Origin of the sequence: Autumnicola tepida (assembly GCF_031846485.1) — a bacterium.
Classification (GTDB): Bacteria; Bacteroidota; Bacteroidia; order Flavobacteriales; family Flavobacteriaceae; genus Autumnicola; species Autumnicola tepida.
Window position 1 is genome coordinate 41,431 of sequence record NZ_JAVRHQ010000016.1, and the last position, 26,892, is coordinate 68,322.

Annotated in this window: 16 protein-coding genes; 8 read left to right on the forward strand and 8 right to left on the reverse strand. The window is 41.2% G+C overall.

The window, feature by feature from the left end:
* Positions 1-3: 3 nt before the first annotated feature.
* The 3 genes from RM553_RS13020 to RM553_RS13030 all read left to right on the forward strand — a co-directional run bounded on the left by RM553_RS13020 (position 4) and on the right by RM553_RS13030 (position 5,016).
* Entirely contained in the window at positions 4-993 is a 990-nt protein-coding gene (locus tag RM553_RS13020) for a glycosyl hydrolase (RefSeq protein WP_311535376.1), read from the forward strand.
* Positions 986-2,944: a glycoside hydrolase gene (locus RM553_RS13025; protein ID WP_311535377.1), complete on the forward strand. Its 1,959-nt coding sequence runs from the start codon at positions 986-988 to the stop codon at positions 2,942-2,944. Before RM553_RS13020 ends, RM553_RS13025 begins: the two co-directional genes overlap by 8 nt.
* A 281-nt stretch (positions 2,945-3,225) precedes the next feature.
* Positions 3,226-5,016: a vWA domain-containing protein gene (locus RM553_RS13030; protein WP_311535378.1), complete on the forward strand. Its 1,791-nt coding sequence runs from the start codon at positions 3,226-3,228 to the stop codon at positions 5,014-5,016.
* Positions 5,017-5,379: 363 nt separating this feature from the next.
* On the opposite strand, the gene RM553_RS13035 is transcribed toward RM553_RS13030, so the two are convergent.
* From RM553_RS13035 to RM553_RS13050, 4 genes are read right to left on the reverse strand one after another with little or no spacing between them, the layout of a single operon-like run.
* On the reverse strand, positions 5,380-5,895 hold the full coding sequence (locus RM553_RS13035) for a lipid-binding protein (RefSeq protein ID WP_311535379.1): 516 nt from the start codon (positions 5,893-5,895) through the stop codon (positions 5,380-5,382).
* Positions 5,896-5,914: 19 nt separating this feature from the next.
* Positions 5,915-6,637, reverse strand: a complete 723-nt coding sequence (locus RM553_RS13040) for a BT_2262 family domain-containing protein (RefSeq protein ID WP_311535380.1) — start codon at positions 6,635-6,637, stop codon at positions 5,915-5,917.
* A gap of 25 nt (positions 6,638-6,662) precedes the next feature.
* Complete coding sequence (locus tag RM553_RS13045; protein ID WP_311535381.1) at positions 6,663-8,114, reverse strand: SusD/RagB family nutrient-binding outer membrane lipoprotein; 1,452 nt, start codon at positions 8,112-8,114, stop codon at positions 6,663-6,665.
* A gap of 15 nt (positions 8,115-8,129) precedes the next feature.
* Positions 8,130-11,336, reverse strand: a complete 3,207-nt coding sequence (locus tag RM553_RS13050) for a SusC/RagA family TonB-linked outer membrane protein (RefSeq protein WP_311535382.1) — start codon at positions 11,334-11,336, stop codon at positions 8,130-8,132.
* A gap of 441 nt (positions 11,337-11,777) precedes the next feature.
* Here RM553_RS13050 and RM553_RS13055 point away from each other — a divergent pair, with 441 nt between their 5' ends.
* The gene (locus tag RM553_RS13055) at positions 11,778-12,539 is read left to right on the forward strand and encodes a LytR/AlgR family response regulator transcription factor (RefSeq protein ID WP_311535383.1); all 762 of its coding nucleotides are present in this window, start codon (positions 11,778-11,780) and stop codon (positions 12,537-12,539) included.
* A gap of 78 nt (positions 12,540-12,617) precedes the next feature.
* On the forward strand, positions 12,618-13,229 hold the full coding sequence (locus RM553_RS13060; RefSeq protein WP_311535384.1) for a hypothetical protein: 612 nt from the start codon (positions 12,618-12,620) through the stop codon (positions 13,227-13,229).
* Between the two features lie 271 nt (positions 13,230-13,500).
* On the opposite strand, the gene RM553_RS13065 is transcribed toward RM553_RS13060, so the two are convergent.
* The 4 genes from RM553_RS13065 to RM553_RS13080 all read right to left on the reverse strand — a co-directional run bounded on the left by RM553_RS13065 (position 13,501) and on the right by RM553_RS13080 (position 21,761).
* Entirely contained in the window at positions 13,501-14,667 is a 1,167-nt protein-coding gene (locus RM553_RS13065) for a sensor histidine kinase (protein WP_311535385.1), read from the reverse strand.
* Between the two features lie 413 nt (positions 14,668-15,080).
* Positions 15,081-17,711 (reverse strand): PAS domain S-box protein, encoded by a 2,631-nt coding sequence (locus tag RM553_RS13070; protein WP_311535386.1) that lies wholly within the window; start codon positions 17,709-17,711, stop codon positions 15,081-15,083.
* 117 nt (positions 17,712-17,828) lie between these two features.
* Positions 17,829-19,109, reverse strand: coding sequence for an NAD(P)/FAD-dependent oxidoreductase (locus tag RM553_RS13075; protein ID WP_311535387.1), 1,281 nt, complete (start codon positions 19,107-19,109; stop codon positions 17,829-17,831).
* Between the two features lie 165 nt (positions 19,110-19,274).
* Entirely contained in the window at positions 19,275-21,761 is a 2,487-nt protein-coding gene (locus RM553_RS13080; protein ID WP_311535388.1) for a glycogen/starch/alpha-glucan phosphorylase, read from the reverse strand.
* Between the two features lie 285 nt (positions 21,762-22,046).
* Between RM553_RS13080 and RM553_RS13085 the strand changes: the two genes are divergently transcribed.
* From RM553_RS13085 to RM553_RS13095, 3 genes are all read left to right on the forward strand, one after another.
* Positions 22,047-24,917, forward strand: a complete 2,871-nt coding sequence (locus tag RM553_RS13085; RefSeq protein WP_311535389.1) for a M16 family metallopeptidase — start codon at positions 22,047-22,049, stop codon at positions 24,915-24,917.
* 316 nt (positions 24,918-25,233) lie between these two features.
* Complete coding sequence (locus RM553_RS13090) at positions 25,234-25,464, forward strand: hypothetical protein (protein WP_311535390.1); 231 nt, start codon at positions 25,234-25,236, stop codon at positions 25,462-25,464.
* 443 nt (positions 25,465-25,907) lie between these two features.
* Positions 25,908-26,837 (forward strand): manganese catalase family protein, encoded by a 930-nt coding sequence (locus tag RM553_RS13095; RefSeq protein WP_311535391.1) that lies wholly within the window; start codon positions 25,908-25,910, stop codon positions 26,835-26,837.
* Positions 26,838-26,892 lie beyond the last annotated feature (55 nt).

The window sequence follows — 26,892 nt, forward strand, 5'->3', positions numbered from 1 at the left end:
CTAATGAAAAAGATACTTTTAATAGTTTGTTCCCTTGCTACTACCTCAGGTTTTTCGCAAAGCCTGGTGAATAAAAATGCCACTGCAGAGGCCAGGGAATTATATATGTATATCGCGAATATTGGTGACAGTATTCTCGCCGGGCAGCATAGTTACAATGAGGAACCTGCCAAATATTATAACAAAGCTGAAGAAATTGCGGGCCAGTACCCCGCGGTCTGGGGCACCGATTTTTACTGGAACCGAAAGGAAAATCCCGGTGACCGAATTGTGGAAGCCGCTAAACAAAAACATAAGGAGGGTGCTATTGTAACCCTTATGTGGCACGTGGGAAGGCCCACAGACGACGCGCCTTATGGCTGGAAAGAAAGCGTGCAAAATACGTTATCTGATACAGAATGGCAGGAGCTGGTCACCCCGGGAACTGCACTACACAAGAGATGGCTGGAGCAGGTAGATGTTATTGCTGAACCTCTTAAACAATTACAGCAAGCAAATATCCCTGTATTATGGAGACCTTACCATGAAATGAACGGAGTGTGGTTTTGGTGGGGAAATAAAAAAGGCCCCGATGGCTATCAAAAACTTTGGAAGCAGTTATATGAAAGACTTGTTAATCATCACAAACTAAATAACCTCATCTGGGTTTGGAATGCCAATGGCCCGAGGGACATCCCGCAGGATGAAGCCTATAGCTACAAAGATTTTTATCCAGGAAGAGACTATGTTGATATCCTGGCGACCGATGTATACCATTCTGACTATGAACAAAAGGACTATGAAGAATTACTCCAGCTGGCAGATGGAAAACCTGTTGCCCTTGGAGAAGTAGGAGAATTGCCAAAACCAGCCATTCTGGAGGCACAGCCAAAATGGTCCTGGTTTATGGTGTGGTCCAATTGGCTGGAAACTGCGAATACGCCTGAAAGAGTAAAGGAAATTTATAATTACCCAAAAATCCTAACCCGAAATGAAATTGAAATCCATGAATAAAAAAGTTCAGAACTTTATAGCAATTGCAGGCCTTCTCGCCTGCATGTTTTTCCCCGGCCGGCAATATGCCCAGGCTGAATTTACCACCTGGGGAAATATGACAGGAATACGTGTGGATAACCAGCTTATGGAATTCAATACCAGCCTGGCAATAGAAAATCAACAAAACAGGACCTGGCGAACCCGCAAGGAAGGCCAGAAAATAGATTTTCACCGTGAAGGCGAAAAGAAAATATTCTCTTATGAAATGAGGGATCTTAAATGGACCAAATCTATTGAATCCACGGGAGAAGGTATGGCAGAAGTAAAAATCTCTTTTACTTCTCCTCACGACACGGTTTTAAACGGGGCATATTTAAGCATCTCCTTACCAGAACAATTTGGAAGTGAGACACAATTTGGCCTAATGAATCCAGAGTCTATAGGTTTAAAAGATATTACCAGGAGCACCTCTGAAGCAAATTATAAGGCTCCGGCCAAAGGCATTGTAATAAACTCCCCTACCCGGCAGCTTGAAATTAACTTTGAGCAGCCAACCGGGGTTTCCATTATCACCAAAGATTCCCTTAACCCGGAAATAATGCTGCACATTGCCCTGGCTACAGGACAGATAGAAGGAGGAAAAACTTACCAGAATACTTTTACTATTAAAGCAACAGGAGATATAGATACCTCTCCATTAAAACTAAAAATTTTTCCTGAACAGGAAGGTGATAAATTCGCCGGGATTGGTGGTAATTTCAGATTGCAAAACCCTGAAACCGATCCGCAGGTAATAGATTACAGCCTTGAAAATCTCAGGGTTTCCTGGTCCCGGGTAGAATTACCATGGAGGGAATGGCAACAGGATGAAAATGTTGATCCTTTGGAAGAAGCCAGGAAAGGTAACCTTCACCCAAAGGTAAAAGCCGCTATGGAAATGGCGCAGCGCCTTGATAAAATGGGCATTCCGGTAATTCTCGCTGCCTGGTTCCCTCCAAAATGGGCAATAATTGGGGAGCCCTTTAAAGGAAAACATCCAGACGGGACTATGGGAAATTCCCTGGACCTTTCCAAGAGAGATAAAATTTATGAATCCTTAACCGCCTACATCCAGTTTCTTAAAGAGGAATATGGAGTGGAAGCAAAAATGTTCTCCTTTAATGAATCTGATCTTGGTATTGATGTAAGACAAACTCCTGAAGAACATGACCAGCTAATAAAAGAGATGGGGCAAAAATTAAGGGCCGCAGGCCTTCAAACCAAATTTTTATTAGGAGATACGGCAGATGCCAATGGGTGGGATTTCACTACCCTGGCTTCCACAGATCCTGAAGCCCTGCCTTATATTGGAGGCGTAAGCTTCCATTCCTGGAGAGGCTGGACCAGGGAAAACCTTATGAAATGGGCAGATATTGCCAATAGGGTAAACGCGCCCCTTTTTGTTGGCGAAGGAAGCATAGATGCCGGCGCATGGCGTTATCCTCAAATTTTTGAAGAACCCACGTATGCTCTGGACGAGATTGAGGTGTATCTAAGAATCCTGAATATTGCCACTCCTCTTACCATTCTTCAATGGCAACTTACTGCCGATTATTCTCCCCTTTCCGGTGGCGGGATATTTGGAAATGATGAGGATGAGCTTTATCCTACACAGCGTTTCTTCAATTTAAAGCAACTGGGAAACACTCCAAAAGGACTTTTTGCCATCCCTGTCACCAAAAATAAAGAAGCGGTGACCGCAGCTGCCTTTGGAGATAAATCTAAAGGAAGCTACGCGATACATATGGTAAATAAGGGGGCTACAAGAAACGTGGAACTTACCGGCTTACCGGAAGGAATTAGCAGCCTTGATATTTACCTTACAGATAAAGAGAATTCCTATAAGAAAACAGGTTCTGTTAAAGTAACTAATGGCACTGCCAATTTTAAACTTCAGGGAGCAGGATTTACCTCTTTGATGACAAAGTAATTTTTAAATTGTTGCCGTAGCTGGATTCCGCAGAGCTTTTTGAAGCTGATAAAATAATTTTAGCGGAAGCGGAGCCTGAATAAATAGATAAAACAGGGGACTCAAATTGGGTCCTCTGTTTGTTTTTCTTAATGTTATCCGGTTTTCTTCTATTTTCTCTTAGGAATAGCATTATAAAATTTCCCCAAGTTGCTGTTAAGGCTGAAATTGACAAATTTTCAGTATATTCAAACAACTTATCGGTTTCCCTACTACTGATTTTTCATTCTAAAACAATACTTATGAGATTATTTTGCTTTTTAGCGCTATTGCTTAGCCTGAACATTAACGCCCGAACCATTACCGGAAAGGTGACCGATAAGGATCAGCAGGGTTTGCCCGGGGTAAATGTGATGATTAAAAATACCAAAACAGGAACCCAGACCGATTTTGACGGGAATTATACTATTGAAGCGGAAGAAGGGGATATTCTCGTATTTAGTTTTGTTGGCATGAAGACTGAAGAAGTCCGCGTAAAAGATCAAAAGACGATAAATGTTAGCTTAAAAGCGGACAATGCCGGGCTTGCCGAAGTGGTTGTAACCGGATACAGCCCTGGTATTCGAATTAGAGGTGTAGGTAATTTTAATGCCACACCTGTAACCGCGAATGAATCTTATAAGGAAATAGAAGAAAACAACTTTAAACTTGTAAAAGCCTCTCCCCTTTCAACCTTCTCCATAGATGTGGATAAAGCCGGCTATAGTAACATTAGAAGAATGATCAATAACGGGATTGAAATTCCCAAGGATGCTGTAAAAATTGAGGAAATGATCAATTATTTCGACTATGATTATTCCCGGCCTACAGGAAAACATCCTTTTGCTATTAACACAGAATTGGTCCAGACTCCATGGAACAAGGATACGAAACTGGTGAAAATTGGCCTTCAGGGGAAGGTGATTCCATTGGACGATGTACCGCCTTCCAATTTGGTTTTTCTTATAGACGTTTCAGGGTCTATGGGAGCTCCTAACAAATTGCCACTTTTGAAACCTGCTTTTAAATTACTAACCAACCAGTTGCGGAAAGAAGATAAAATTTCCATTGTAGTTTACGCCGGGGCTGCAGGCCTTGTATTAGAACCTACCCCGGGGGATCAAAAAATTAAAATAGAAGAAGCTCTTAACAATCTTAATGCCGGTGGATCTACCGCGGGTGGTGAAGGCATAAAACTGGCCTATAAAACCGCCACAGAAAACTTTATTAAAGGTGGAAATAACCGGGTGATCCTGGCTACGGACGGGGACTTTAATGTAGGCCAGAGCAGTGACAGCGCCATGAAAGACCTTATTGAAGAACAACGGGAATCAGGTGTGTTTTTAACAGCCCTTGGTTTTGGAATGGGGAATTATAAAGATTCTAAACTGGAAACCCTCGCCCAGACGGGAAACGGAAACCATGCCTATATAGATTCCATGCAGGAAGCGCAGCGGGTTCTGGGAACCGAATTTGGAGGAACGATTTATACCATTGCCAAGGATGTAAAAATCCAGGTAGAATTTAATCCCGATAATGTACAGGCGTACAGGTTGATTGGTTATGAAAACCGGCTCCTGAACGACGAAGATTTTAACGACGATAAAAAAGATGCCGGGGAGCTGGGAAGCGGCCATTCGGTTACTGCTTTATATGAAGTTATTGCGCCTGGCGTGAATAGTGAATTTTTAAAGGAAATTGACGGATATAAATACACCAGACAAGTTCCTACCGGAAATAATAGTGATGAACTGCTTACCATAAAATTCAGGTATAAGGATCCCGATGGCAGCAAGAGTAAATTGCTTGAAAAGGTGGTTTATACCAAAGATGAAGGCGATCCTTCTGAAGATCTAAATTTTATTTCTGCGCTGGCACTCTTCGGAATGAACCTCAGGGAATCTGAATATACGAACGGCAAGAGTACAGCTTTGGTAAAAGAACTGGCAGAAGAAGGGCGTGGAAAAGATAAAGACGGCTACCGGGCAGAGTTTATAAGGCTTGTAAAGACTCAGGAAAATTCCTCCAGTCAGGTGAAATTAAGTGAGGGATAAAAAATCAGTAGTGGCCGGTTAAAGATCAAAGACCGCTTCGCTGCAAGAAACAAGAATAAATATTTGATCGTAACTAACTGATGATCATCATAATTTTATAGTTATCCTGTTCTGGAAATAATGTAAATTGAAAGAATATCAAAGCAAGCCCTAAAGGCAACAACAGCTTCAAACTGTTATCTTCATGGGACTTTTACAGGTTTTGTAAATGCTTTACCGGACAACAATGTAAAAAATAATAAATTTCAAGAAGAACTAAATTGTTCATGGGAATAAGGTTTTCTTGCCTTTATTAGAAAAGGCTGCCTTTGCAGACAGCCTTCTTCAGCATTAATAAAATTAATCAAAACAAGTAAAAAATGATTAATGTTCATCTTCAAGAAAACCTGTTCTGCGATATCCAGCAAGGGTGTAGATAGTGCCGGGATTATCTGCAAATTGCAGGTTCATATGAATACTGTCGGTAATATTTCCACCTGTGGTAGTGGCAGCACCTATTAAAACCTTTCCGTTGGTAATATCCACTTCAGGAGAAATCACTTCTCCATCATCTTCATAAGAATAGAGATTGTTTAAACTGCTGCCGGAAAAAGTAAGTTCCTGCACATTTACGGGAGTACTTACCTTCATGGGCCATAACTCATGATCATCTACCCACATTTCTTCCCCATTATCTTCAGCCGTATTATAGGTGGAGATCAGGTTATACCCAAGGTTGTGAACATCTTCCCCGTCAATAAGGAGTTGCACATACCAGTCTCCTGCAAGTTCCACTACTTCTGTCTCCCCGGGATCGGGATCTCCTCCTGCATCACAGGATACTAAAGCTATTCCAATAAATAGTAATAAAAGGAATTTTATGTTATTTGTTCTTTTCATCTTTTTCTGAATATTAAAATTATAATTCAACCTGCTCCAAATGCACCGCGAAACTGTATCCGGCATCCCATACGGTGGTAAAATCTATAGTGCCGGCATCGGGATCTACGGTCATTTCAGTAATTTCAGCGCTTCCGCCAAACGCGCCCACACTAAAGGCAGGGCCAAAACTGTAATCGTTGAGCCCGTTTACAGTCACTGTGGCACCCCTGGCAGCATAGGTCACTCCATAATTTCTTCCGAACATATAATAGCCTCCTATTCCATCGGAAATTTCAAAAGTCCCGTCTGATTTTTCCCAGATAAGCACATACTCCATATTGGCATACTGCGGATCTGCCGTGCCGTCCCGCACCACCGTAGAGCGGTAAAGTCCGCTAATATCTTCTACAAGATCACCATTATCAGCCACCACCACCGTCCTGGTGGCAGAGGCTTCGTAGCCGTCCTGGTTTACAGCAGTATAAAACACGTTATAGATATCGGCGACATCGGTATCCAGTTCTCCCCCGCGAAAAACCCCTGAAGAGGAAGCGCTTACTTCCACCGGTTCTCCCGCCTCTTCTGCGGTAGCACCAGGTTCCACATATTCTTCTCCTTTTTCAAGCAGTATTTCCTGGTCGCCCTCCAGGTTAAAAACTGCAAAATTAGTTATCCTGGAAACTCCTGCAGTATCTTCGGTATCACAAGATGCACACATGCCAAGGGCCAGAATATTTAGTATCAAAAATATTTTTTTCATATTATCCATTTTTAAAATCTTTAAATTATTCTGCCCACCATACGGGAACAGTAATATCCACAATATCCGGAGCATTGCTGTTTCTAGCCCTCACGTTGCTTGGAAATGGCAAACGTTTAGGGAAATCTCCTCCTGTAGTACCATTTACAGGATAAGCGAGCTGGCCGGGAATATAATTTTCATCATCCTGAGAAACGTCTGAAACTTCAGGAATCCCGGTACGATTTATAGCAAAAAACGCTTCAAATCCATTGCCGGGGAAGCCCGCCACCCATCGCTGGGTAATAATTGCTTCAAGATTTTCCTGCTCGCTGCCGTTTGGATAAGCATACGCCCCGCCGTCTTCTACAAATGGAGATCCGTCTATGCCATATTTGCTGAAAGCTTCAATAACTCCCGCATCATATTTCTCTTCCGCAATTTCTTCTGAACCATATTTAAGCTGAGCTTCTGCCTGTAAAAAAAGGCTTTCCTCCCTGCTCATAAGATAAACGGGCGTGGTAGGGCTCAGGTCTACAATCGCGATAGAATTAGGTGCAACAGTACTATTGAAGTCACCCTGGTTTAAAGGATTTCCCGGCTCATAATACTCGCTTAACCTTGGGTCTCCATTGGAATCAAGAAAAGAAAACATTGTTGTACTTGCCCTTAGGTTTGTTGTACTGTTTAACTGGCGTTCATTGGTTTCATACAAAGGATTACCTTTGTTTGGCGCATCTTCAAACTGAGTCATCGCGGCATCTGTATCAAGAAACTCCACTCCGGAATTCAGCAATTCATTTATCCCGCTTTGCGCCACCTGTGGACGGGCATTTTGTTGCCTTAAGAAAATCTTCAGCTTCAGCGTATTTGCAAATGCCACCCAATTGTCCATATCTCCACCAAAAAGAAGGTCATCTGCAGCAGGCGCGCTACCCCGGGATTCCTCAAGATCGTAGCTAAGGGCTGTATTTAGATCTTCAATTAAAAGATCGTAAACTTCTTCGCCTGAGTTAAAATGGGGCTGTAGAATAGTAGCATTATTGGCTTCCTCATAAGGAATAGCACCAAAGAAATCTACCATTAACTGGGAAGCATACACTTCTAAAGTAGTTGCAGCCAAATAATAGTTCCAGTTTTCCTGTTCCAAAGCTATTCTTTTCACATTTCTGGCATCTCCCAGGGCATCAAACATGGCAAACCAGAAATTGTTAGAATAGTCTGAAGTCCCCAGTACAGAATAATCATCAAGGGATTTATATTGATTAGAAGCGTTGCTCTGCGTCCAGTACTGAGACCAAAAGCCGCCTACAAGTGCTCCATAAGAACCCTGAGCTCCAACGATCCCGACAATAGCCGCCGGAAATTCTGTAGCCATAGCAACTCCTCCCTGGGATAAACTATCGGGGTCCCTGTTTATATCCAGCTGATCTTCACAGCTTGTTGCGCCGCATATTAAACTTAACACGGCCGCAAAAATTATTAATCTACTTTTCATTTCTTTCATTATTAATTATAGTCCGATATTTAATTTTACCCCGTAAGACCTTTGTGCAGGGTTTGCAGAAAACTCCCCAAATTCACTTAGCAAACCTGAACCATAAGTGCTCACTTCAGGATCTACATAAGGATTTTCTGCGGGGGTCCACATAAATATATTCTTCCCGTATGCGCTTACGGATGCATTACGCAATCCCAGCTTCTGCACAAGGCCGCTGTCTACGGTATAGGTTAAGGAAACATCCCTTATCCTTATAAAAGTTTTATCGATTACATGGGTGCTCTCAATTGCACCGTTCTGGCTCGCATTGTAAAAATTGGTGATCTGGTCGTAAGCCACAGGAGTTGTATTTTCCACATACTCCCCTCCTTCTGTTTCTACTACGGAATTGGGGATGATAAAAGGCTTTCTTTCATTGAAGGTCGTGGCCAGGGAATTTCCTGTAAACCCTAACAACCTCGCGGTGTAGGAATACATTTTACCTCCTTCTTTCCAATCCAGGCTTCCGGAAAGGCTGAAGTTTTTATAGGTGATCCTGCTGGACAGCCCCATAATAAAATCTCTCTGGGAAGTACCCACGGGTTGTTCATCATCTGTCATCTCATAAAAGCCGGTATCGGGATTTACGATATACTCCCCCTCTTCCGTCCTTGCCGGCACGGCGGCATAGAACACCCCCAAAGGCTGTCCTTCAACCGCGTAAAAATTCACACCATAGGCATTAGTCAAAGTAAGTTTATCCAAACCTCCCAGTAACCTGGTTACTTCATTCTCATTCTTGGTAAAGGTATATGTGAAATCCCAGGTAAGGTCGCTGGTTCTTACAGGAGTAAACCCAAGAACGGCTTCAATTCCGCGGTTTTGCACATCGGCAAAATTACCGGCAAAGAAGGAGAACCCGGTAGAAGGATCTATAGGCAGGTTTACAATGAGGTCTGAGGTCTGCTTATCATAAAGCGCCACATCAAGATTAATCCTGTTGTCAAAAAAGCTGGATTCAAAACCCACTTCCACCTCTTCGGTTATTTCAGGTTTTAGTTCAGAATTTCCCAATTGCGAGGCAAGTTCGTAGCTGTTCACCCCTCCTATAGGAAATTGTATCTCCCCAAAATAGGCATCTGACACTCCCTGGATAAGAGTAGATTCAGTTAAATAAGGATCGGTATCATTACCCACCCGGGACCATGCACCTCTTAGTTTAAAGTAATGCAGGTTATTATCCAGAAGTACCGCACTTAAGGAAGCCGAAGGATAGAAAAAGGAATTATTTTCTACCGGCAAGGTAGAAGACCAGTCATTCCTGGCAGTAAGGTTTAAGAAATACCTGTCCAGAAAAGCCAGTTCCACCTGCCCGTACAAACCATAAGACCTTCTTTTTAGATCTGCCTGGGAAACTTCTGGCCTGTTCGCACTGTTCCCCAGTTCGTAGTAATTTGGAATATCCAGCCCGGTAACTGCCACATTAAGATAGTTGCTCTGCCGTTCGTTATAATTTATCCCGGCAACAACGCCCAGGTTAAGATCTTCTGTAAGATAACGGTCATAAACGGCGTTGAAGTAAGTATCGTACTCTTTGCGGGTTCTTTTAAGTTCACTTACTCCTCCCACAACTTCCGTAGCATTAAGTAAATCCTGCGGAGAACCTTCAGGGTAATCTACAATAGCCCCATAACTTGAGACCCGTTCATTACGGATGTCCCCGCCAATTTGCCATACCGCATATAGAAAATCATCAAAATCATACTTCAGGTTAATATTCCCAAAAAGCCGGTCCTCATTTACCGTGGTGGCATTTTCATTTAGGACAAAATAAGGGTTTTGGGCATAGGGGGTATAAAAGTTGCCCGGACTATTAAATGGATTGTTTACATAGTCCTCCAGGTCCAGAAGGCTAATATCCCTTGGCACCTGGATAATTTCCTGCATAAACGTACTCCCCTGGCCGGCATTGTCTCCCTGCCCGGTATTGACCACATTTTGATCTTTTTTCACATAATTGGCACTAAGTTTTACAGAAAGCCCTTTCCCGGTCATGCCCCCGTTAAAGTTGATGGCCCTTCGGTTAAGTTTATCGGCTTCAGTTGGAATTACCCCGTCCACGGTTAAATCTGAAACAGTAAGGGCGAAGGTGGAGAATTCATTTCCACCACTTAAGCGAATGGAATTTGAAAAAGACTGGCCAATATCATAAAATTCCCTCACATTGTCTTCTAAGGGACTGTAGGGTTTAATCAACTGCGAATTATCTACAATCTGGCCCCAGGGGCGAACTGCGCCGTTAAAAGCTGCTCCCCAGGAACCATTTTCGTTACTTGCCCCCTGGCTGCCATCTGGAAGGCTGGAATAACTGGCTCCTGCCCAGCCCTGGCCCCAGCCGTTCTGAAAATGCGGAACGCGTGATACCTCGAGGTAATCTACAGCTGAAGAAAAATCGATGCTGATTTTATCATTCTGCTTACCTTTTTTAGTGGTGATCAATATTGCACCGTTGGCCGCCCGGTTTCCGTAAAGGGCTGTTGCTGCGGCACCCTTTAACACCGTGATTTTTTCAATAATATTAGGATCAATATCACTAATCCCGTTCCCGGCATCAAAAGTACGGTCTATAGAAGAGCCGATGGCTGTGGTCTCCCCGGTAGAGCCTGTAGGATCGGCATTAATAGGAGTCCCGTCAATAATATACAATGGGGAGTTGGATCCTGTTATAGAGGTAAATCCCCTTATGATTACTTTTGAAGAAGCTCCTGGCTGTGCCGGAGTGGTAATGTTGGCGCCGGCAATTTTTCCTGAAAGGGATTCAAAAATGCTTGTTGGGGCTGTTTCATTCAGCTCCTCGTCATCTATTGTGGCTGTTGCGTAGGTTGTTGCCCTTCTCTGTTTTGTGCCTCCAAAAGCGGTCACAATTACCTCATCCAGTTCAGAAGCATCTGAAGCGAGCGAAACATCAATAACATCCTGGGTTCCAACAGTAACTTCTTTGGTTTCCAGGCCCAGGAATGAAAATACCAGGATGTCGCCTGGCGCGGCTGAAATGGAGTAAATCCCATCAAAATCTGTCTGCACTCCGGTAGAAGTGTTCTTCAGCAGAACATTTACCCCCGGAAGTGGTAAATCCTGCTCATCTGTAACAGTTCCTGTAACCGTTTTCTCCTGGGCAAAAAGAGAAAAAGCCGGCAGCAGGAACACCACGAGATAAAGAAAGTGTAATTTGCTTTTCATATTAAATGATTAAAATTTGAGTTAACGCGGTTAAAAGTAAGTTGGAGAGCTCTAGCAACATCGGCTAATGAATTAAGCTGCCCGTTATTTGCATTAGAATGTTCTTTTCCTGCTTCCAAAATATTTTGGAAAATGTTGAATGGCCAAAATTGAAGTATGAATGGCCCGGGAGAGGTACTGAAATTCCCATTTTTTCCGTATAAGAAAAGTCAGCAATATTGATGCATAAAAGCCTGCGCTTTAGGAAACCCTGAAGAAAGTCTGAATTTTTTGATTTTCTTTGTGTTACACTAAAACAACAATTTTAGCGTTCTGTTTCTACTAATCGTTCATTTTTTAATTAAAAAACAAGGAATAATAGTAACATTTATAATTTTCCATCGTCAATTATATATCATCCCTTGTTAAATCATCATCATTCATCAATCAAAAACAATCATTATGAAAGCGCTAATTGTAGACGACGAGACCTATGCCCGTAAAAGGATTTCCAAATTGCTCAAAGAACGGGAAGAGATAGCTGAAATCCAGGAATGCCGCAACGGAGAAGAAACCATAGTGAAAATTGAAAAATATCAGCCAGACCTCCTTTTTCTTGATGTGGACCTTAAAGACATGAGCGGCTTTGATGTTATTTCTGAATTAAAAGGCCAGAAACTGCCCCTTATAATCTTTGTTACCGCCTATGAAGCTTATGCCGTAAAAGCTTTTGACAACAATGCCGCAGATTTTCTACTGAAGCCATTTAAAGAAGACCGGTTTCACCAAAGCCTGGATAGGATTAAAAGGCTAAAACCCCGGCAACTCGAAAAACAATTTGGGCAAGACCTGGAGAATTTCCTTGAACTGAAAAACATTAAAAGTGAACCCAGCCGCCTGAAAAAGCTTCCGATCAAACTGGGCAATAAAACTATTCTTATAAAAGTAGAGGACATTAAATACGTATGCGCTGCAGGCTATTATGCAGAGATTTTTACTGAAGAAAATAAATATGTGATGCGCCAGTCCCTCAGCAATTTAATTGAAGTCCTGGACCCGGCAAAATTCTGCCGCATCCATCGCTCTACTATTATCAATATTGAATTTATTCATGAAATTGTACATTCAGATTATTCTGAAATTGACGTAAGGATGAAAGACAATAAACTTATACGAGTGAGCAAATCCCACAAAAAAGAATTTCTGGACAGACTGGGAATTTAGATCTAATATCTTCCGGATTTTGCGTGGTAAAAAGAGTTAGCAGCAATTTTTAAAAAAAGACTAACAGAAAATTAAAATATGAAAAAAATATTATCAAAACTAAGTCTTATTATCTTATTAATTACTGGTATTTCCTGTAATAGTGATGATGACAAAGTTGAAATAAATGATTTTAAAGGATATTATAGAATAAAATCAATTTCAAGCAGTCTTCCTATCGATTTAAATAATGATGGTTCAAAAACAACTGATTATTTACAAGAGATCAAATCAACCTATATATCATTTAATGGAAATGAACATAATTTTAAATATGATAATGAATTGATATATAATTTTGCGGTGGCAAGGCCTACTAAAAATCAGCAAAATTTCACTCAATTTTTAGACATTCGGTTTCCAACTCAACAGATAGATTCAATTTTTCAAGGAAACGATAACTTCGCTATATCGAATATGGGATATGATAATATTCAAACTGCATTTATTTATAAACTAACAAATAATGACGTTGAAATTGAATCTGATCCTCTCAATCAGTTTGAGTATTATGATATCAGAAATTTCAAAATAAGCAGAATAAATAAAGTTGAATTCGAAATCTCCTTCGATTATAAAGTTTATGATTTCACAGAAGATGAGTGGATTGAGACGAATCTTAGTTCCCAATATATAAAGGTCCCCGAGTAAAAACCTCTGCTAATATACGTACAACGCAAATGGCGGGTTATATAGAAAAGAGCTAAATTAATTTTGAAAGCAAACAAATTCGTTAAGCCGACAAATCCGCATCCATAATTCCGCGCCACTTGTCTTTATACGGGACCGGTCAAATATTTCTTCTGCCAAGGCTTTTTTTTTGAAAATCATGTCTTTCAGTTAAACATAAAATTAGCCTTGTCTCTTTTCTCGCAGCGAAGCGATCAGGAAGCTTTGCCGGAATTCGTTAATCAGGACTGACTCATATTTGAGCGGACTTATTCTTCTTCAGAAATTTGACCGGGATTTCTATATGTATACCCACGCCACTTTCTTTTTCAAGATTAGTGATATTCAGCTTAAAATCCTTTCCATACAATTTTGAAAGCCTGCTAAACAGATTAGATAACCCCACGCCACTGGTAAATACCTGGTTTACGTTGGCAATTGGATGTCCGTCATTTTCCAGGTCAATAATTAAATACTTACCGGCTTTTGCAATTTTTATCAAGACCCGGAGGCATTTTGTATTTCCTGAATATCCATGTTTAATGGCATTTTCCACCAATGGCTGCAGCAACATCACCGGCATCTGGAGGCCAAGGACCTCTCGGGAAATCTCCTTTTTTACTAATAAATGCCCGCCGTACCTCACCTGCATCACACTCAGGTACTTTTCCAGGATTATTAGTTCTTTCTCTACGGTAGTCAAATTCTGCTGACTATTGGAAAGCACATCCCTAAAAAAATCGCTCAGATCCACCAGGCAATCCTGTGCCTTTCGTTTATCTATGTCTATCAATCCCACAACGGCATTTATGGAATTGAATAAGAAATGCGGTTGCAACTGGCCGGTCAACATTCTTATCCTGGCATCAGATAACTGCGATTGCAGTTTTAGCTTTTCCGCTTCCTTCTTCTTAATTTCTTTGATGTAATAATAGATGTAAATGGTAAAAACGAGGCTACAGTAAACAAGCAGGTTAACATCCAGCAAGGCGATAAAGTTGACCAGGCTTCGATGTGGATCAAACCTTGAAAGGCTGCCTGCAGAGACAAAAGATTTTGCAAAATCGAACAGTAACTGCGCGAAAACTGCCATGAGCAGGGCAAAAATGAGGTTTAAAAACAACAGCTTCTTCCACCTCATCCCGCGTTCCTTCATTCGTTTGGTTATTACAGCTATCACGGTCATAAAAGCGACCACGAAGAGCCAGTCAAGAAACCAGAAAGTAAAAAGCTGGGGCAGGCTAAAATCTTCTTTTCGCTGATAAACAAAAAACCTTATATAAAGGGTTTTGGAAATTCCTACCAGGTAAATAATAAAATAAAAGGTGGCGAGATAGCCGGTTAGTTTCACATCTAAATTTCTTCGGAGGTATTTAAATATTCCATGGGTTCCTGAAAAATCCTGTTTTTTTGAAGCCATACAGAAACATTTTAGAATATCAAATAGTTTGCCTGCACCCCCGTATAAAAGTTAGAAAGCTGTTATCACAAAAATGAAAAACCAGCCGTTTGCTGGTTTTTCTTTGGCTAATTCAAATAATGTCTAACATGAAAACAAAGATTTTATATCCTGTGTATGTTTTTTATCATTATTCCTTTCAAATATAAAATGAAACACAGGCGATGCCGGGCGAAATGATTTAAACCACCTGTTAAATGATTTTAATTGCTGTTTTTTATATCTGAAGTGATTTCTTCGGAAATTCTTCCGCCGGTTAATTCTTCCAAAAAAGCGTATTTATTGCTCCTGCCCAGGCAATAATGGAGTAATCTTCTGAAGAAGTTGAAAGCATTTTCAGCAATTTTATTAAGAAGAAAATGCTGAGATTAGAATTAGCCGGCCACAGATAATGTAAAAGTGAATTCTGAGCCCTTTCCCATTTCGCTTTTTACAACGAGAGTACCCTTATGCCTCCTGATGATCTCGTTGGCAAGGTATAAGCCAATTCCAAAACCAGAGTAGGTTTCTTCGTTATTGCCATCTACCCTGTAAAAACGTTTAAAAATTTTCTTCTGATTCTCTTTTCCTATTCCAATTCCGAAATCTCTTACACTTACCGAAACTTTTTCACCCTTTGCCTTTTTTATTTTCAGCTCTACATTTTGGCTTACCGGGGAATATTTTATGGCATTGGTCACCAAATTAATAATCACCTGCCCTATCCTGTCTTTATCCCCATAAACCTCACATTCATATTCCTCTGTAACCTTGATACTATGTCCGGAATTGGTGTATTCCAGATCCTGTACAGTTTCGGCCACCAGCTTATTAAGCAAGAATTTTTCTTTCCTAAGCTCCAGTTTATTTTTTTCGATTCTGGAGAGGTCCAGCATTTCAGAAATCAGCCTGGTTAACCTGCCCATTTGATGATCTACCCGTTCCAGGTAAGTTTGAAAAGGCACGGCTGCCAGGTCTACCTGTTCTTCACTTTTTAAAAGGTTAAGCAACAACTGCACGTAACCTTTCATGGAGGTAAGCGGAGTTTTTAGTTCATGGCTTACCATTTTCAGGAAATCTTCCTTACGTTTTTCTTCTGCTTTAATTTTCTGAATTTCGGTTGCCGTACAGATCCACATCTTAATATTACCATTTTCATCAGTAATAGCCTCTGCCCGGCTAAGGTGCCATTTATATTTGTTCTTTTTGTTCAGGTAGCGGAATTCCATTTCAAAATCTGTCCCTGTACGCAGGGAAAGCTGCCAGTTCTTGTTGTATGTTTCCTTCTCCTCCGGATGTATAAAATTAGCCCAGCCTTTAGCTATGAGTTCTTTACTGCTAAGGCCTATATATTCCAGCCACCCCTGATTAAAGTAGGTAAAATTGCCCTCAGCATCGGTATTCGCGACTTTTTCCGGCATTAAATCTGCCAGTTGCCGGAAACGGGATTCACTTTCCTTTAGGAGCTCTTTGGATTTCACCATTTCAGTAACATCTACAGCCATGTTCAAAATGCCATAAATCTCACCTTTCTCGTCCCGCAAGGCCTTATAAGTAAAATTGAAGTAGCCGGTCTGCAATTTATTATCAATCACCAGGTCCACAGGATCCTCCTTACCCCAGTATGTATCCCCGGTAGTGTACACCACCTGCAGCAAGTCATGAAAAGGCTGGCCTTCCAGCTCCGGCAAAGCTTCCCGCAGAGTAGTCCCGATTACAGAATGATCTTTGCCCCACAACTCGATCATGGCATCATTAGCTATATCTATTTTCATCTCCCTGCCGGTATAAAGTGCGGTGGCCACGGTGGCCTCCTCGATAATAGACCTGATGCGATGTTCCTTTTCCCGTAACAGCTGTTCTTTCACTTTTTCGTCATCTACATCTACAAGCGTTCCAATCATCCCTTCATATTCCCCTTCGGGAGTGTATTTGGGGCTGCCACTGTCCAGCACCCAGCGATATTCCCCTTCCCGGTCACGCAGCCGGAAACCCTGGGTATAATCTTCCTGCCTGGCATTGGCTTTTTCAAATGCCTCCTTAACTTTTAAACGCTCTTCGGGATGTACAGCCTTTAGCCATCCAAAATCACTGCTTTCAGCTTCTGTCTGTCCGGTATATTCATACCATTTTTTGTTTAGATAACTATTTTCACCATTCGGCTGGGTAATCCAGATAATGGCCGGCACCGTATCTATTACCCTTCTTAACTCACTTTCGGTTTGTTCCAGTTTTCTCCTGGCCAGCACTTTCTCGGTAACATCTACGGCATGTACAAAAATACCGGTCACCTCATCTTCATCATTTAGCAATGGCTGATATACAAAATCCAGGAAAGAATGTTTGAATTTCTTTCCCCCAACATCTAATTTTACCGGTAATTCATTCCCGATAAATGTTTTTCCGGAAGTATAGACATTGTCCAGCATCTCAAAAAACCCCTGACTTTCAATTTCGGGCAGGGCTTCTTTGATTGTTTTTCCAATTATATTCCGGTTTCCCACTAATTTTAAATAGTATTCATTGGCCAGGTAAAATCTATGTTCCGGGCCACGTAACACACAAATTATCGCAGGAGCCTGTGAAAATATCTTCTGAAAATTATCCAGCCCGTCTTTTGTCTCAATGTTTTTTTCCTCCAGGGACAGAACGGGGTTAAAGGATATTAAAATTAAATTTGCAGCCTGCCCTCCATTACTTAAAGCAGCTGCGTTAATAAGAAAAGTTTTAGAGCCCCAGCCCTCCAGGTCGAAAGAAAATTCAGTATCGGTTATTTTTTCTTCTGAAGATAAATTCTGAAGTCGCTCTTCCAGTTCTTCAAAAACTTTGAAATCACTTAAATATAAGAACTTATTTTTCTTAACATCAATCTGAAATATGGAATAAAAACCTGCATTGGCACTAACAATATTTCCGGCTTCATCTACCACCATCACCGGTTCTTTAATGGTATTGGCAATAGCCTGGGCAAGATTTTTTTCAGCAGTTGTTACAGGATTGCCGGCGCGGTTAAAATTTTCTTTCATGAAGTTATTCCTGGAAGGTTTTTCAAATTTGAATCAGGTGCTAAAAATACATTTTTTTTTCTCTAAAACAGAAGCTACTCTCCCGGCATTAGAAAAAGCGTTCCTAATTTTTAAGGATTAGCTGTATTCACTGGTTATTTCAGAAGTAATCGCGCCGCTTTCCAGGGTCTGGATTACTCCCAGGGCTGCACGTTCTCCTGAAAGTATGGCTGCATTTTGAGAAGCATTAAGCAGCTGATCTCCCGCCAGGAAAATCTGTGTACTCAGTTTGGTTTCTGTAGGGTCTATTTCATAATGCGCCTGGGAAAGATCGGGGAGGGCTTTTTTTATATGATAGTATTTTAAGAATTTTTCTACCTCAATCCCGCAATGCTTTCGGAGTTCATCAATAATCTTCTGCTTTAATTCTTCAACAGGCAAAGCGGTTTCTTTTATAACCGTTACAGATAAAAGTTGCTGGCTTCCGGAACTTGCCGTAGCTATGGAAGTGGGGTAAAAAATATTGTTGATAAGCGCCTCTTCATCTGCAATCAATCCAATAACCGCATCTTCTATTTTCTTCTGTTTCGTGGTAAAATAGAAGTTATAACAGGATTTCCACTTTACCTGCTGCCCACGCAGGTTTTTTATTAATTCCTCAGCTTCAGTAGCGATAATTGTAAAATGTGAGGCTAGCCTTTTATTATTACTTAAAATTAAACCCTCATTGCTTACCTGCTTTACCGGGGTATTAAAATAAAAAGTGGTATTAACCAATCCCTTGGCCATTTGTGCGGGCAAAGCCTCTATACCGCTTTTCGGGATCACCGCCCTGCCTTCTCCGAACATTTTATAGATAAATTCAAACATATAGCTGGATGTACGCAGTTCATTTTCCAGGAAAATCCCACCAAAGAAAGGCCTGAAAAAACTGTTGATCATTTTTTCTGAAAAGCCCTTTTCATTTAAGTATTGTAGTGTGGTAGTTTCCCTGCCACTAAATATTTCTTCCGGGGATTTTTTCCTGAGCTCCAGATTAAGTTTAATAATTTTCCATTTATCGGCAAGATTCCCAATACTGGAGAAAACAGTAGGTAACAAGGCTGAAGGATCCCGGAAAGGATCTCCAATACGCTGACTTTTCCCTTCTGAAAAAATCACTGCCCCGGGTTTTAACTGCTGCAAATCCAGGTCTTCCATCCTGGCATATTCCTTAAGTTTTGGATATGCACTTAATAATACCTGAAAACCCCGGTCCAGCTGGTAACCTTCAATAATATCGGTTTTAAGCCTTCCACCCACGCAGTCCAGGGCTTCATAAACCTTCGGCCGGTAACCATGGGATTCCAACACCCTGGCAGCGGTGAGGCCGCTTAGCCCGTCACCAACAATATTTATCTTGTAATCCTTCTTTTCCATAACTTTTGCTTCAGCTGGCCTAAATTAAGTTTCTCTGCCCTTTTTCCCTCTTCTACAAAAGTTAAGAGAGTTTAAATTTTTCAGCTCACCTACTTCGTTTTTATATTCCACAGAAGAGATTTTTAGAACATTAAATTGTTTCTTCCAGAAAATTCAGCAGAAAAATCACGAAACCCGCACCGGCTCTACTTTCCATATTTCCTCACAATAATCCCGTATAGACCTGTCTGCAGAAAATTTTCCCATATTGGCCACATTAAGAATAGACTTTTTGGTCCATTCCTTTTTATTGCGCCAAACCTCATGTATATGATCCTGGCAGTTAATGTAAGATTCATAATCTTTAAGCAGCAAATAAGGATCCTGTTGCAGCAGATTTTCATAAATAGGCCGGAAAAGTTCGGTATCTCCCCCGGAAAGTTCTTCGGAAACCAAAAAATCCAGTACTTCCCGTAACCGTGCATTTTCTTCATATAGCTTATAAGGCCTGTAGCCCTCTGCCTTAACTGCCTCCACTTCTGCCGTGGTAAGTCCAAAAAGGAAGAAATTCTCCTCCCCTACTTCCTCGCAAATTTCCACATTGGCCCCATCCAGGGTTCCCACCGTTAATGCACCGTTTAAGGCAAATTTCATGTTCCCCGTACCCGAGGCTTCCTTGCCGGCAAGGGAAACCTGTTCGGAAAGATCGGCCGCGGGATAAACTTTTTGAGCCTGTTTTACACTGAAGTTTGGCAGGAATACCACCTTAATTTTAGAATTTACTTCTGGGTCATTGTTCACCCGCTCGCCCACCGCAGTGATTAAGCGAATAATACGCTTGGCCATAAAATAACCTGGCGCTGCTTTGCCGCCGAAAATAAATGCGCAAGGTGCAATTTCGTTCCCGTTTCCGCTTTTGATCCTGAGGTAGAGGCTAAGAATATGCAGCACTTTTAGATGTTGTCGTTTATATTCATGTATTCTTTTTACATGCACGTCAAAAAGCATTTCCGGAGCTACAGAAATACCTGTTTGCTCCTGAATATAACACGCCAGCACCTTCTTATTTTCCAGTTTTACTTCTGTCCATTTCTGCTGAAATTCTTCATCTTCCACGAAATTTTCCAGTTTCTTTAAGTCATCCAGACGGGTGTACCAGCCATCGCCAATTTTTTCGGTAATAAGATTAGAAAGCCCGGGATTGCTTACCGCCAGGAAACGCCGGTAAGAAATGCCATTAGTAACATTGCTGAATTTTTCAGGCCACAAACTGGCAAAATCACTTAGCACCTGGTTTTTTAACAACATGGAATGCAGTGCCGAAACGCCGTTGACTTTATAACTACCCACAGTGGCAAGATGCGCCATACGCACCGAAGGTTCTCCGCGCTCGTCTATAAGGGACATACTGGCTATTTGCTCCCCACTAAAATTGGAATCTCTTAACTCATGTAAAAACCTGCTGTTAATTTCATAGATTATTTCCAGGTGGCGTGGCAAAATATGCCCTAACAGGCTTACCGGCCAGGTTTCCAAAGCCTCGGGTAAAAGTGTGTGATTAGTGTAAGCAAAGGTTTTCCGCGTAACATCCCAGGCCCTCTCCCATTCCATATCGTGGCGGTCTACCAGCAAACGCATAAGTTCTGCTACTGAAATGGAAGGGTGGGTGTCATTAAGCTGAATGGTGAATTTTTCATGCAGCGTTTCCAAACTTCGGTTCTGCAGCATGTGCAGGTGAAGAATATCCTGTAGCGAACAGGATACAAAAAAATATTGCTGCTTTAACCTGAGTTCTTTTCCGGAGAGATTTTCATCATTGGGATAAAGTACTTTTGTAAGATTTTCAGACCTTATTTTCTTCTCCACAGCCCGGTAATAATCGCCCCCGTTATAAGCTGAAAAATCAAAGGATTCTATGGCTTCACTTCTCCATAAGCGCATGATAATGCCATTGCCTTTATAGCCAAGAACAGGCGTATCGTAAGCAGTACCTTTAAGTTTCATATCCGGGATCCATTCTACGTGAAGCTCTTTATTAAAATCCTGCCCATGTTCTGTTTTCCCACCAAATTTTACCTCGTAAGCAATCTCCGGTCTTACCACTTCCCAGGGATTTCCAAAATGAAGCCATTTATCTGTCGCTTCAGATTGCCAGCCGTCTTTTATTTCCTGTTTAAAAATCCCGTATTCATATCTTATCCCGTAGCCTACAGATGGAATTCCCTGGGTAGCCATAGCATCCAGATAACAGGAAGCAAGCCTTCCAAGGCCACCATTTCCCAGGCCCGGTTCCACTTCTTCCTCCAGCAGGTCTTCCAGTTTTATATCCAGTTCTTCCAAAGCCTGCCGCGTTTCAGTAGTAATACCCAGGTTAAGAAGGTTCATTCCCAGGTGTGGGCCGGGCAGATATTCTGCGGAAAAATAAGCGACAGATTTGGCATTTTTCCGGGCAATCTCGGTAGTAGATTTTACAAATTGTTTAAATGCCCTGTCCCGAATGGCCAGCGCAAGCGCAGAATAAAGGTCCAGATTGCTGGCAAGAGGAGGAATTCGGCCAATCCGGTAAAAAAGATTCTCCAGAAAAGAAGATTTTATTTCCTCTTTGGTTAAGCCCAGGTGCTCTTGAGCTTCTTTTGAAGAAAGGTAATTCCTGATGGTTTCATTCTGCTGCATGGCGGTTGTTTTTATGTCAATTTAAATTAAAAAATAGTCATTTTTTATATAATACTGAATTAAAAGTCTTTAGACGGTAGTTTTCCTAATATCACGCCTCTCTTTTCCCTTCTAAAATTAGAATATCTGCAAATTATTGTTCGTTTTTCAGGAATTATTTAAAAGATGATTTTCAAATTTTTTGGACTAAATAAAGAAGGTTTGTAACAATTTCAGCAGCGGGACGACATATTTTTAATATTCAATTCTTTATATTTAGCAATCTTTTAACTTAAAAAATTTTCAATGACAAACATCAAATTTAAACCGATGGTATTCATGCTGTCATTGCTTCTAGTTGGTTTTGTTTCCTGTAATGATAAAGAGGAAGACAAAAATGATAACGCAGATGCAGGTTTATCAATCGATTACGAAAAGTATGAGCTCGATAACGGGCTTAATGTTGTTCTCCATCAGGACAAATCAGATCCTATTGTTTCTGTGGCTATTCAGTATGGCGTGGGATCTAACCGTGAGAAAAAAGGCCGCACCGGATTCGCGCACCTTTTTGAGCATATGCTGTTCCAGGAATCTGAAAATGTTCCGCAAGACCAGTTCTTTAAGAAAATTCAGGATGCCGGCGGTACTTTAAACGGGGGTACCTGGCAGGACGGAACGGTTTATTATGAAGTTGTTCCAAAAAATGCCCTCGAAACCGTGATGTGGCTGGAATCTGACCGTATGGGATATTTAATCAACACCGTTACAGAGTCTGCTTTTGCCAATCAGCAGGAAGTGGTGCAAAACGAAAAGCGGCAGCGTGTGGACAATAATCCTTACGGCCATACCAACTGGGTGATTGACAAAAACCTTTATCCTGACGGGCACCCATACAGCTGGCAGGTTATTGGTGAGCTGGAAGACCTTCAGAATGCCACCGTAGAAGATGTTAAAGAATTTTATGATAAGTTCTACGGCCCAAACAACGCCACTCTGGTTATTGCGGGAGATTTCGACAGGTCCAAAACAAAGGAAATGGTGAAAAAATACTTCGGGGAAATTAAAAAACGCCAGGAAGTGGAGCCATTGGAAACACAAACAGTTTCCCTTGATGAAACCAAACGCCTTTATCATGAAGATAATTTTGCCACAGCGCCGCAGTTAAATATGGTGTGGCCGGCGGTAGAGCAGTATAACAAAGATGCCTACGCTCTCGATTTTTTAGGTCAGGTTTTATCTGACGGTAAAAAAGCGCCGCTCTATAAAATTCTTGTGAAGAAGAGAGAACTGGCTTCCCAACCTTATGCGTATAACAGTGCAGACCAGATTGCCGGTAAATTCCGAATTTCGGTTACTGCTAATGCCGGGGTAGATTTAGATAGTGTGGAAGCGGGTATTGAAGAAGCTTTTGACCTATTTGAAAAAGAAGGAGCTACTGAACGTGATATTGAACGCATTAAAGCCGGGCTGGAAACCGATTTTTACAACGGAATAAGCAGCGTGCTTGGCAAATCTTTTCAATTGGCCCAATATGATGTTTTTGCCGGTGATCCCGGTTTTATTGAAGAAGATATCGAAAACATCAAATCTGTCACTAAAGAAGATGTGATGAGGGTTTACAATAAGTACATTAAAGACAAGCCTTTTGTACTTACCAGTTTTGTACCTAAAGGAGAAATGGATCTTATTGCTGAAAATTCTGAAAAAGCACAGGTTGTTGAAGAAGAAATCACTGAAAACGTGGAAACCGAAATAGCTGAAACAGAACAGGAAATCCAGAAAACACCTTCAGAATTTGATCGTTCAGTACCGCCTGAAATGGGAGAAACCCCAACACTAAATGTTCCGGAATCCTGGACAGTGGATCTGGACAACCAGATGGAAGTCTATGGAATTGAGCAGCATGAACTGCCTTTGGTAAATTTTAGCCTGGTTATAGACGGCGGGCATCTTCTGGATGATCTTGATAAAAACGGCGTTGCCAATTTAATGACTGATATCATGATGGAAGGTACTGCCAGTAAAACGCCGGAAGAACTGGAAGAGGAAATAGACCTGCTGGGCGCAAACATCTATATGTACACTACAGATGAGTCTATAGTGATTCGTGGTAATACGTTAAAACGTAATTTCCAGGAAACCATGAACCTTATCCAGGAAATTTTACTGGAGCCAAGGTGGGATGAAGAGGAACTGGCCAGAATCAAAACCAGCACCATCAACAACATCAAAAGATCTGACGCTAATCCAAACGTCATTGCAGACCGCGTGTATAATAAAATTCTTTATGGAGAAGATCACCCTCTTGCCTATCCAACTTTAGGAACAGTGGAATCTGTTGAATCCATTACCATGGAAGATCTTAAGAACTTCTATAATGAAAACTTTTCTCCCAGCGTTAGCCGTTTTCATGTGGTGGGAGATGTTAGCAAATCTGAAGCCTTAGCTGCCGTAGAAGGTTTGGAAGAAAACTGGGAAGCTAAAGAGGTAAACATTCCTGAATTTGAAATTAAAAATGAGCGCGATAAAGCTTCTTTATATTTTGTAGATGTTCCCAATGCCAAACAATCGGTTATCAATATTGGGTATATTGCCATTCCACGTACAGATGAGGATTTCTTCCCTGCCGAGGTGATGAACTATAAATTAGGAGGTTCTTTTTCAGGAAACGTGAATTTGATTTTAAGGGAAGAGAAAGGATACACTTACGGAGCAAGATCTGGCTTTAGCGGAACAAAAATTCCCGGGACTTTTACAGCCTCTTCAAGTGTTAGAACAAATACTACCGGAGAATCTGTAGAAATTTTCAGGGACGAAATTGCCAAATATAAAGACGGCATCAGCAAAGACGATCTTGAATTTACAAAGAACGCGCTGATAAAATCTAACGCCCGCCGTTTTGAAACCCAGGGATCTTTACTTGGAATGCTTCAGGAAATGAGCGCTTATGACCTGGATCCAAAATACATTGAAAATGAAGAAAAAATAATTGGAGATATGACCCTGGAACAGCATAAAGAACTTGCCAACAAGTATTTAGATGAGTCAAAAATGGCTTATCTCGTTGTAGGAGATGCTGCCACTCAGTTTCAGCAATTTAAAGAAATGGGATTTGATGAAGTGAAACTTCTAAACAAAGAAGGAGAAGAAGTAAAGCTTTCTGCCGTTAAACCATAAGTTCTTTTCATTATTTGTCTTAAAGAGGCTGCAGGGACATTCCGGCAGCCTCTTTTTTTATCGGCACATTTCAGGAAAAATCTCAATGCTTCCCCGCTTCTACGCAATCACGCTATCTACTTAAACTTTTAAACCACTGTTTGAATGTATTATCCGTGTTTTTATGAGATTTTATTTCTACCCCTTCAGATTATGCATTTTTCGGCATGCTTTTGGAGTATTAACAATCTGTTAATAAAAAGTGAAAATTGAATAGTGAAGGTATAGAGAAAGATTTTACATTTGCCTTCCTGATTTCAACAAAATGCCCCACAATATGGTAATAACTGAAAATTTACGTAGGGAACATATTGCCGCAACAAAAATGTTCCGTTCCCTTTCTACCCCAATGCAGCAAATGACTCTGAAGATGCATAATATCCTGAAAATTCAGGAGGAAATAAGTTTGGCCACTGCTGTTGGTCTGGAAGCATGGGAGAAGATTACGAAAACGACTTATGCCAATCGTATGATTGTGCAGGAGCTACTGCAAAAAAAGGAAATTTAAGTATCTAATTTTGTACTTTCCGAATCACCCCAAAGTACAACTGTGCTTTGGGGTGATTTTTATCCGCTTTTAGAAAATTAAATCAGGAAATACTTCTCTTTGCTTTCACTGAAAAGATGCTTTTGCCACTGCAGCAGCAGGTTTAGCCTTTGTCTCCATACCTTCATATTCTTCAATTTACACACTACTTTTAGAGTAACAATCTGCTTTTTTCTCTCTTTATTTCTACGGGGTTGTCGCAAAAGGATTAAGCCCGGTACAATGATTTTTCTCCCTTTTTTTTAAACGGCTAAGGAATTAAATAACATTTCTTTAGAAGTTATTTAACTTTTTGGCCCCACTTTATGTTCTAATTTTAAAGACACAGAGGTAGATTCTCCCCAGGGGCTACTGTCCTTTCTTCTTCAACTTTAAGGAATTCTCAAACTAAAACCAGAAGAATTATGTTTTATCATGTAAAGGAATTACAGTACAATGCCAGAGTATCAAAGCCCGATCCCGGATTTGCCAGTATGCTCCTGGAACAATTTGGGGATGCAAATGGAGAACTTGCCGCAGCCCTGCAATATTTTACCCAGGCATTTTCTGCCAAGAAAGTACACCCAGATAAGTATGATATGCTTATGGACATCGCCACGGAAGAATTTAGCCATCTTGAAATCGTGGGAGCAACTATACAGATGTTGCTGAAAGGCGTGAACGGCGATCTTAAAAATGCCGCCGAGGAATCTGAGATCATGTCCTTAATGAAAGGCCAGGCTTCCAAAGAAGAATATATTCACCAGGCGATGATGAACCCGCAGTTCTTTAACCTTACCGGCGGCGGAGTAGCACCGGTAGATAGCCAGGGAAACCCCTTCAGCGGGAATTATATTAATGCCAATGGCGACCTTACGGTAGATCTTCGTTCCAACATAGCCGCGGAATCAAGGGCAAAAATAGTTTACGAATATTTGCTGCAGCATACTACAGACCCTCATGTAAAAGACACTCTTAGGTTTTTAATGACCAGAGAGGTTGCCCATTTCCAAATGTTCCAGGCGGCGCTGGAAACTATAGAGCCAAATTTCCCTCCGGGAGTGCTGCAAAGCGACCCACGGTACAGTAACAAATATTTTAACCTGTCCAACGGTGAAGATATCCGCGGGCCATGGAATGAAGGTAAAAGCCCAAAACTGGGAGAAACCTGGGAATATATTTCTGATCCTATTGCACATGTGAGGGAATCAAAAGGAATGACAGAAAATCACGAATCTACTTCTTCCAGAAGCCTTGAAGAAGTAGATAAAAAGAACAAAGAGCTCAGCAAGAAAAAAAGCCAGGAGGTAAAAGCTGCAATGCCAGACGGCGTTACCCAATGGAGCAAATATTAATTTAGTTTGGCCGCTTTAAGGGAAATATCTATTTATTCCAGAAATAGTAAATTCT

Coding starts and splice junctions, on each gene's coding strand:
- RM553_RS13020 (WP_311535376.1), top strand. CDS start 4: ATGAAAAAGATACTTTTAATAGTTTGTTCCCTTGCTACTACCTCAGGT.
- RM553_RS13025 (WP_311535377.1), top strand. CDS start 986: ATGAATAAAAAAGTTCAGAACTTTATAGCAATTGCAGGCCTTCTCGCC.
- RM553_RS13030 (WP_311535378.1), top strand. CDS start 3,226: ATGAGATTATTTTGCTTTTTAGCGCTATTGCTTAGCCTGAACATTAAC.
- RM553_RS13035 (WP_311535379.1), bottom strand. CDS start 5,895: ATGAAAAGAACAAATAACATAAAATTCCTTTTATTACTATTTATTGGA.
- RM553_RS13040 (WP_311535380.1), bottom strand. CDS start 6,637: ATGAAAAAAATATTTTTGATACTAAATATTCTGGCCCTTGGCATGTGT.
- RM553_RS13045 (WP_311535381.1), bottom strand. CDS start 8,114: ATGAAAAGTAGATTAATAATTTTTGCGGCCGTGTTAAGTTTAATATGC.
- RM553_RS13050 (WP_311535382.1), bottom strand. CDS start 11,336: ATGAAAAGCAAATTACACTTTCTTTATCTCGTGGTGTTCCTGCTGCCG.
- RM553_RS13055 (WP_311535383.1), top strand. CDS start 11,778: ATGAAAGCGCTAATTGTAGACGACGAGACCTATGCCCGTAAAAGGATT.
- RM553_RS13060 (WP_311535384.1), top strand. CDS start 12,618: ATGAAAAAAATATTATCAAAACTAAGTCTTATTATCTTATTAATTACT.
- RM553_RS13065 (WP_311535385.1), bottom strand. CDS start 14,667: ATGGCTTCAAAAAAACAGGATTTTTCAGGAACCCATGGAATATTTAAA.
- RM553_RS13070 (WP_311535386.1), bottom strand. CDS start 17,711: ATGAAAGAAAATTTTAACCGCGCCGGCAATCCTGTAACAACTGCTGAA.
- RM553_RS13075 (WP_311535387.1), bottom strand. CDS start 19,109: ATGGAAAAGAAGGATTACAAGATAAATATTGTTGGTGACGGGCTAAGC.
- RM553_RS13080 (WP_311535388.1), bottom strand. CDS start 21,761: ATGCAGCAGAATGAAACCATCAGGAATTACCTTTCTTCAAAAGAAGCT.
- RM553_RS13085 (WP_311535389.1), top strand. CDS start 22,047: ATGACAAACATCAAATTTAAACCGATGGTATTCATGCTGTCATTGCTT.
- RM553_RS13090 (WP_311535390.1), top strand. CDS start 25,234: ATGGTAATAACTGAAAATTTACGTAGGGAACATATTGCCGCAACAAAA.
- RM553_RS13095 (WP_311535391.1), top strand. CDS start 25,908: ATGTTTTATCATGTAAAGGAATTACAGTACAATGCCAGAGTATCAAAG.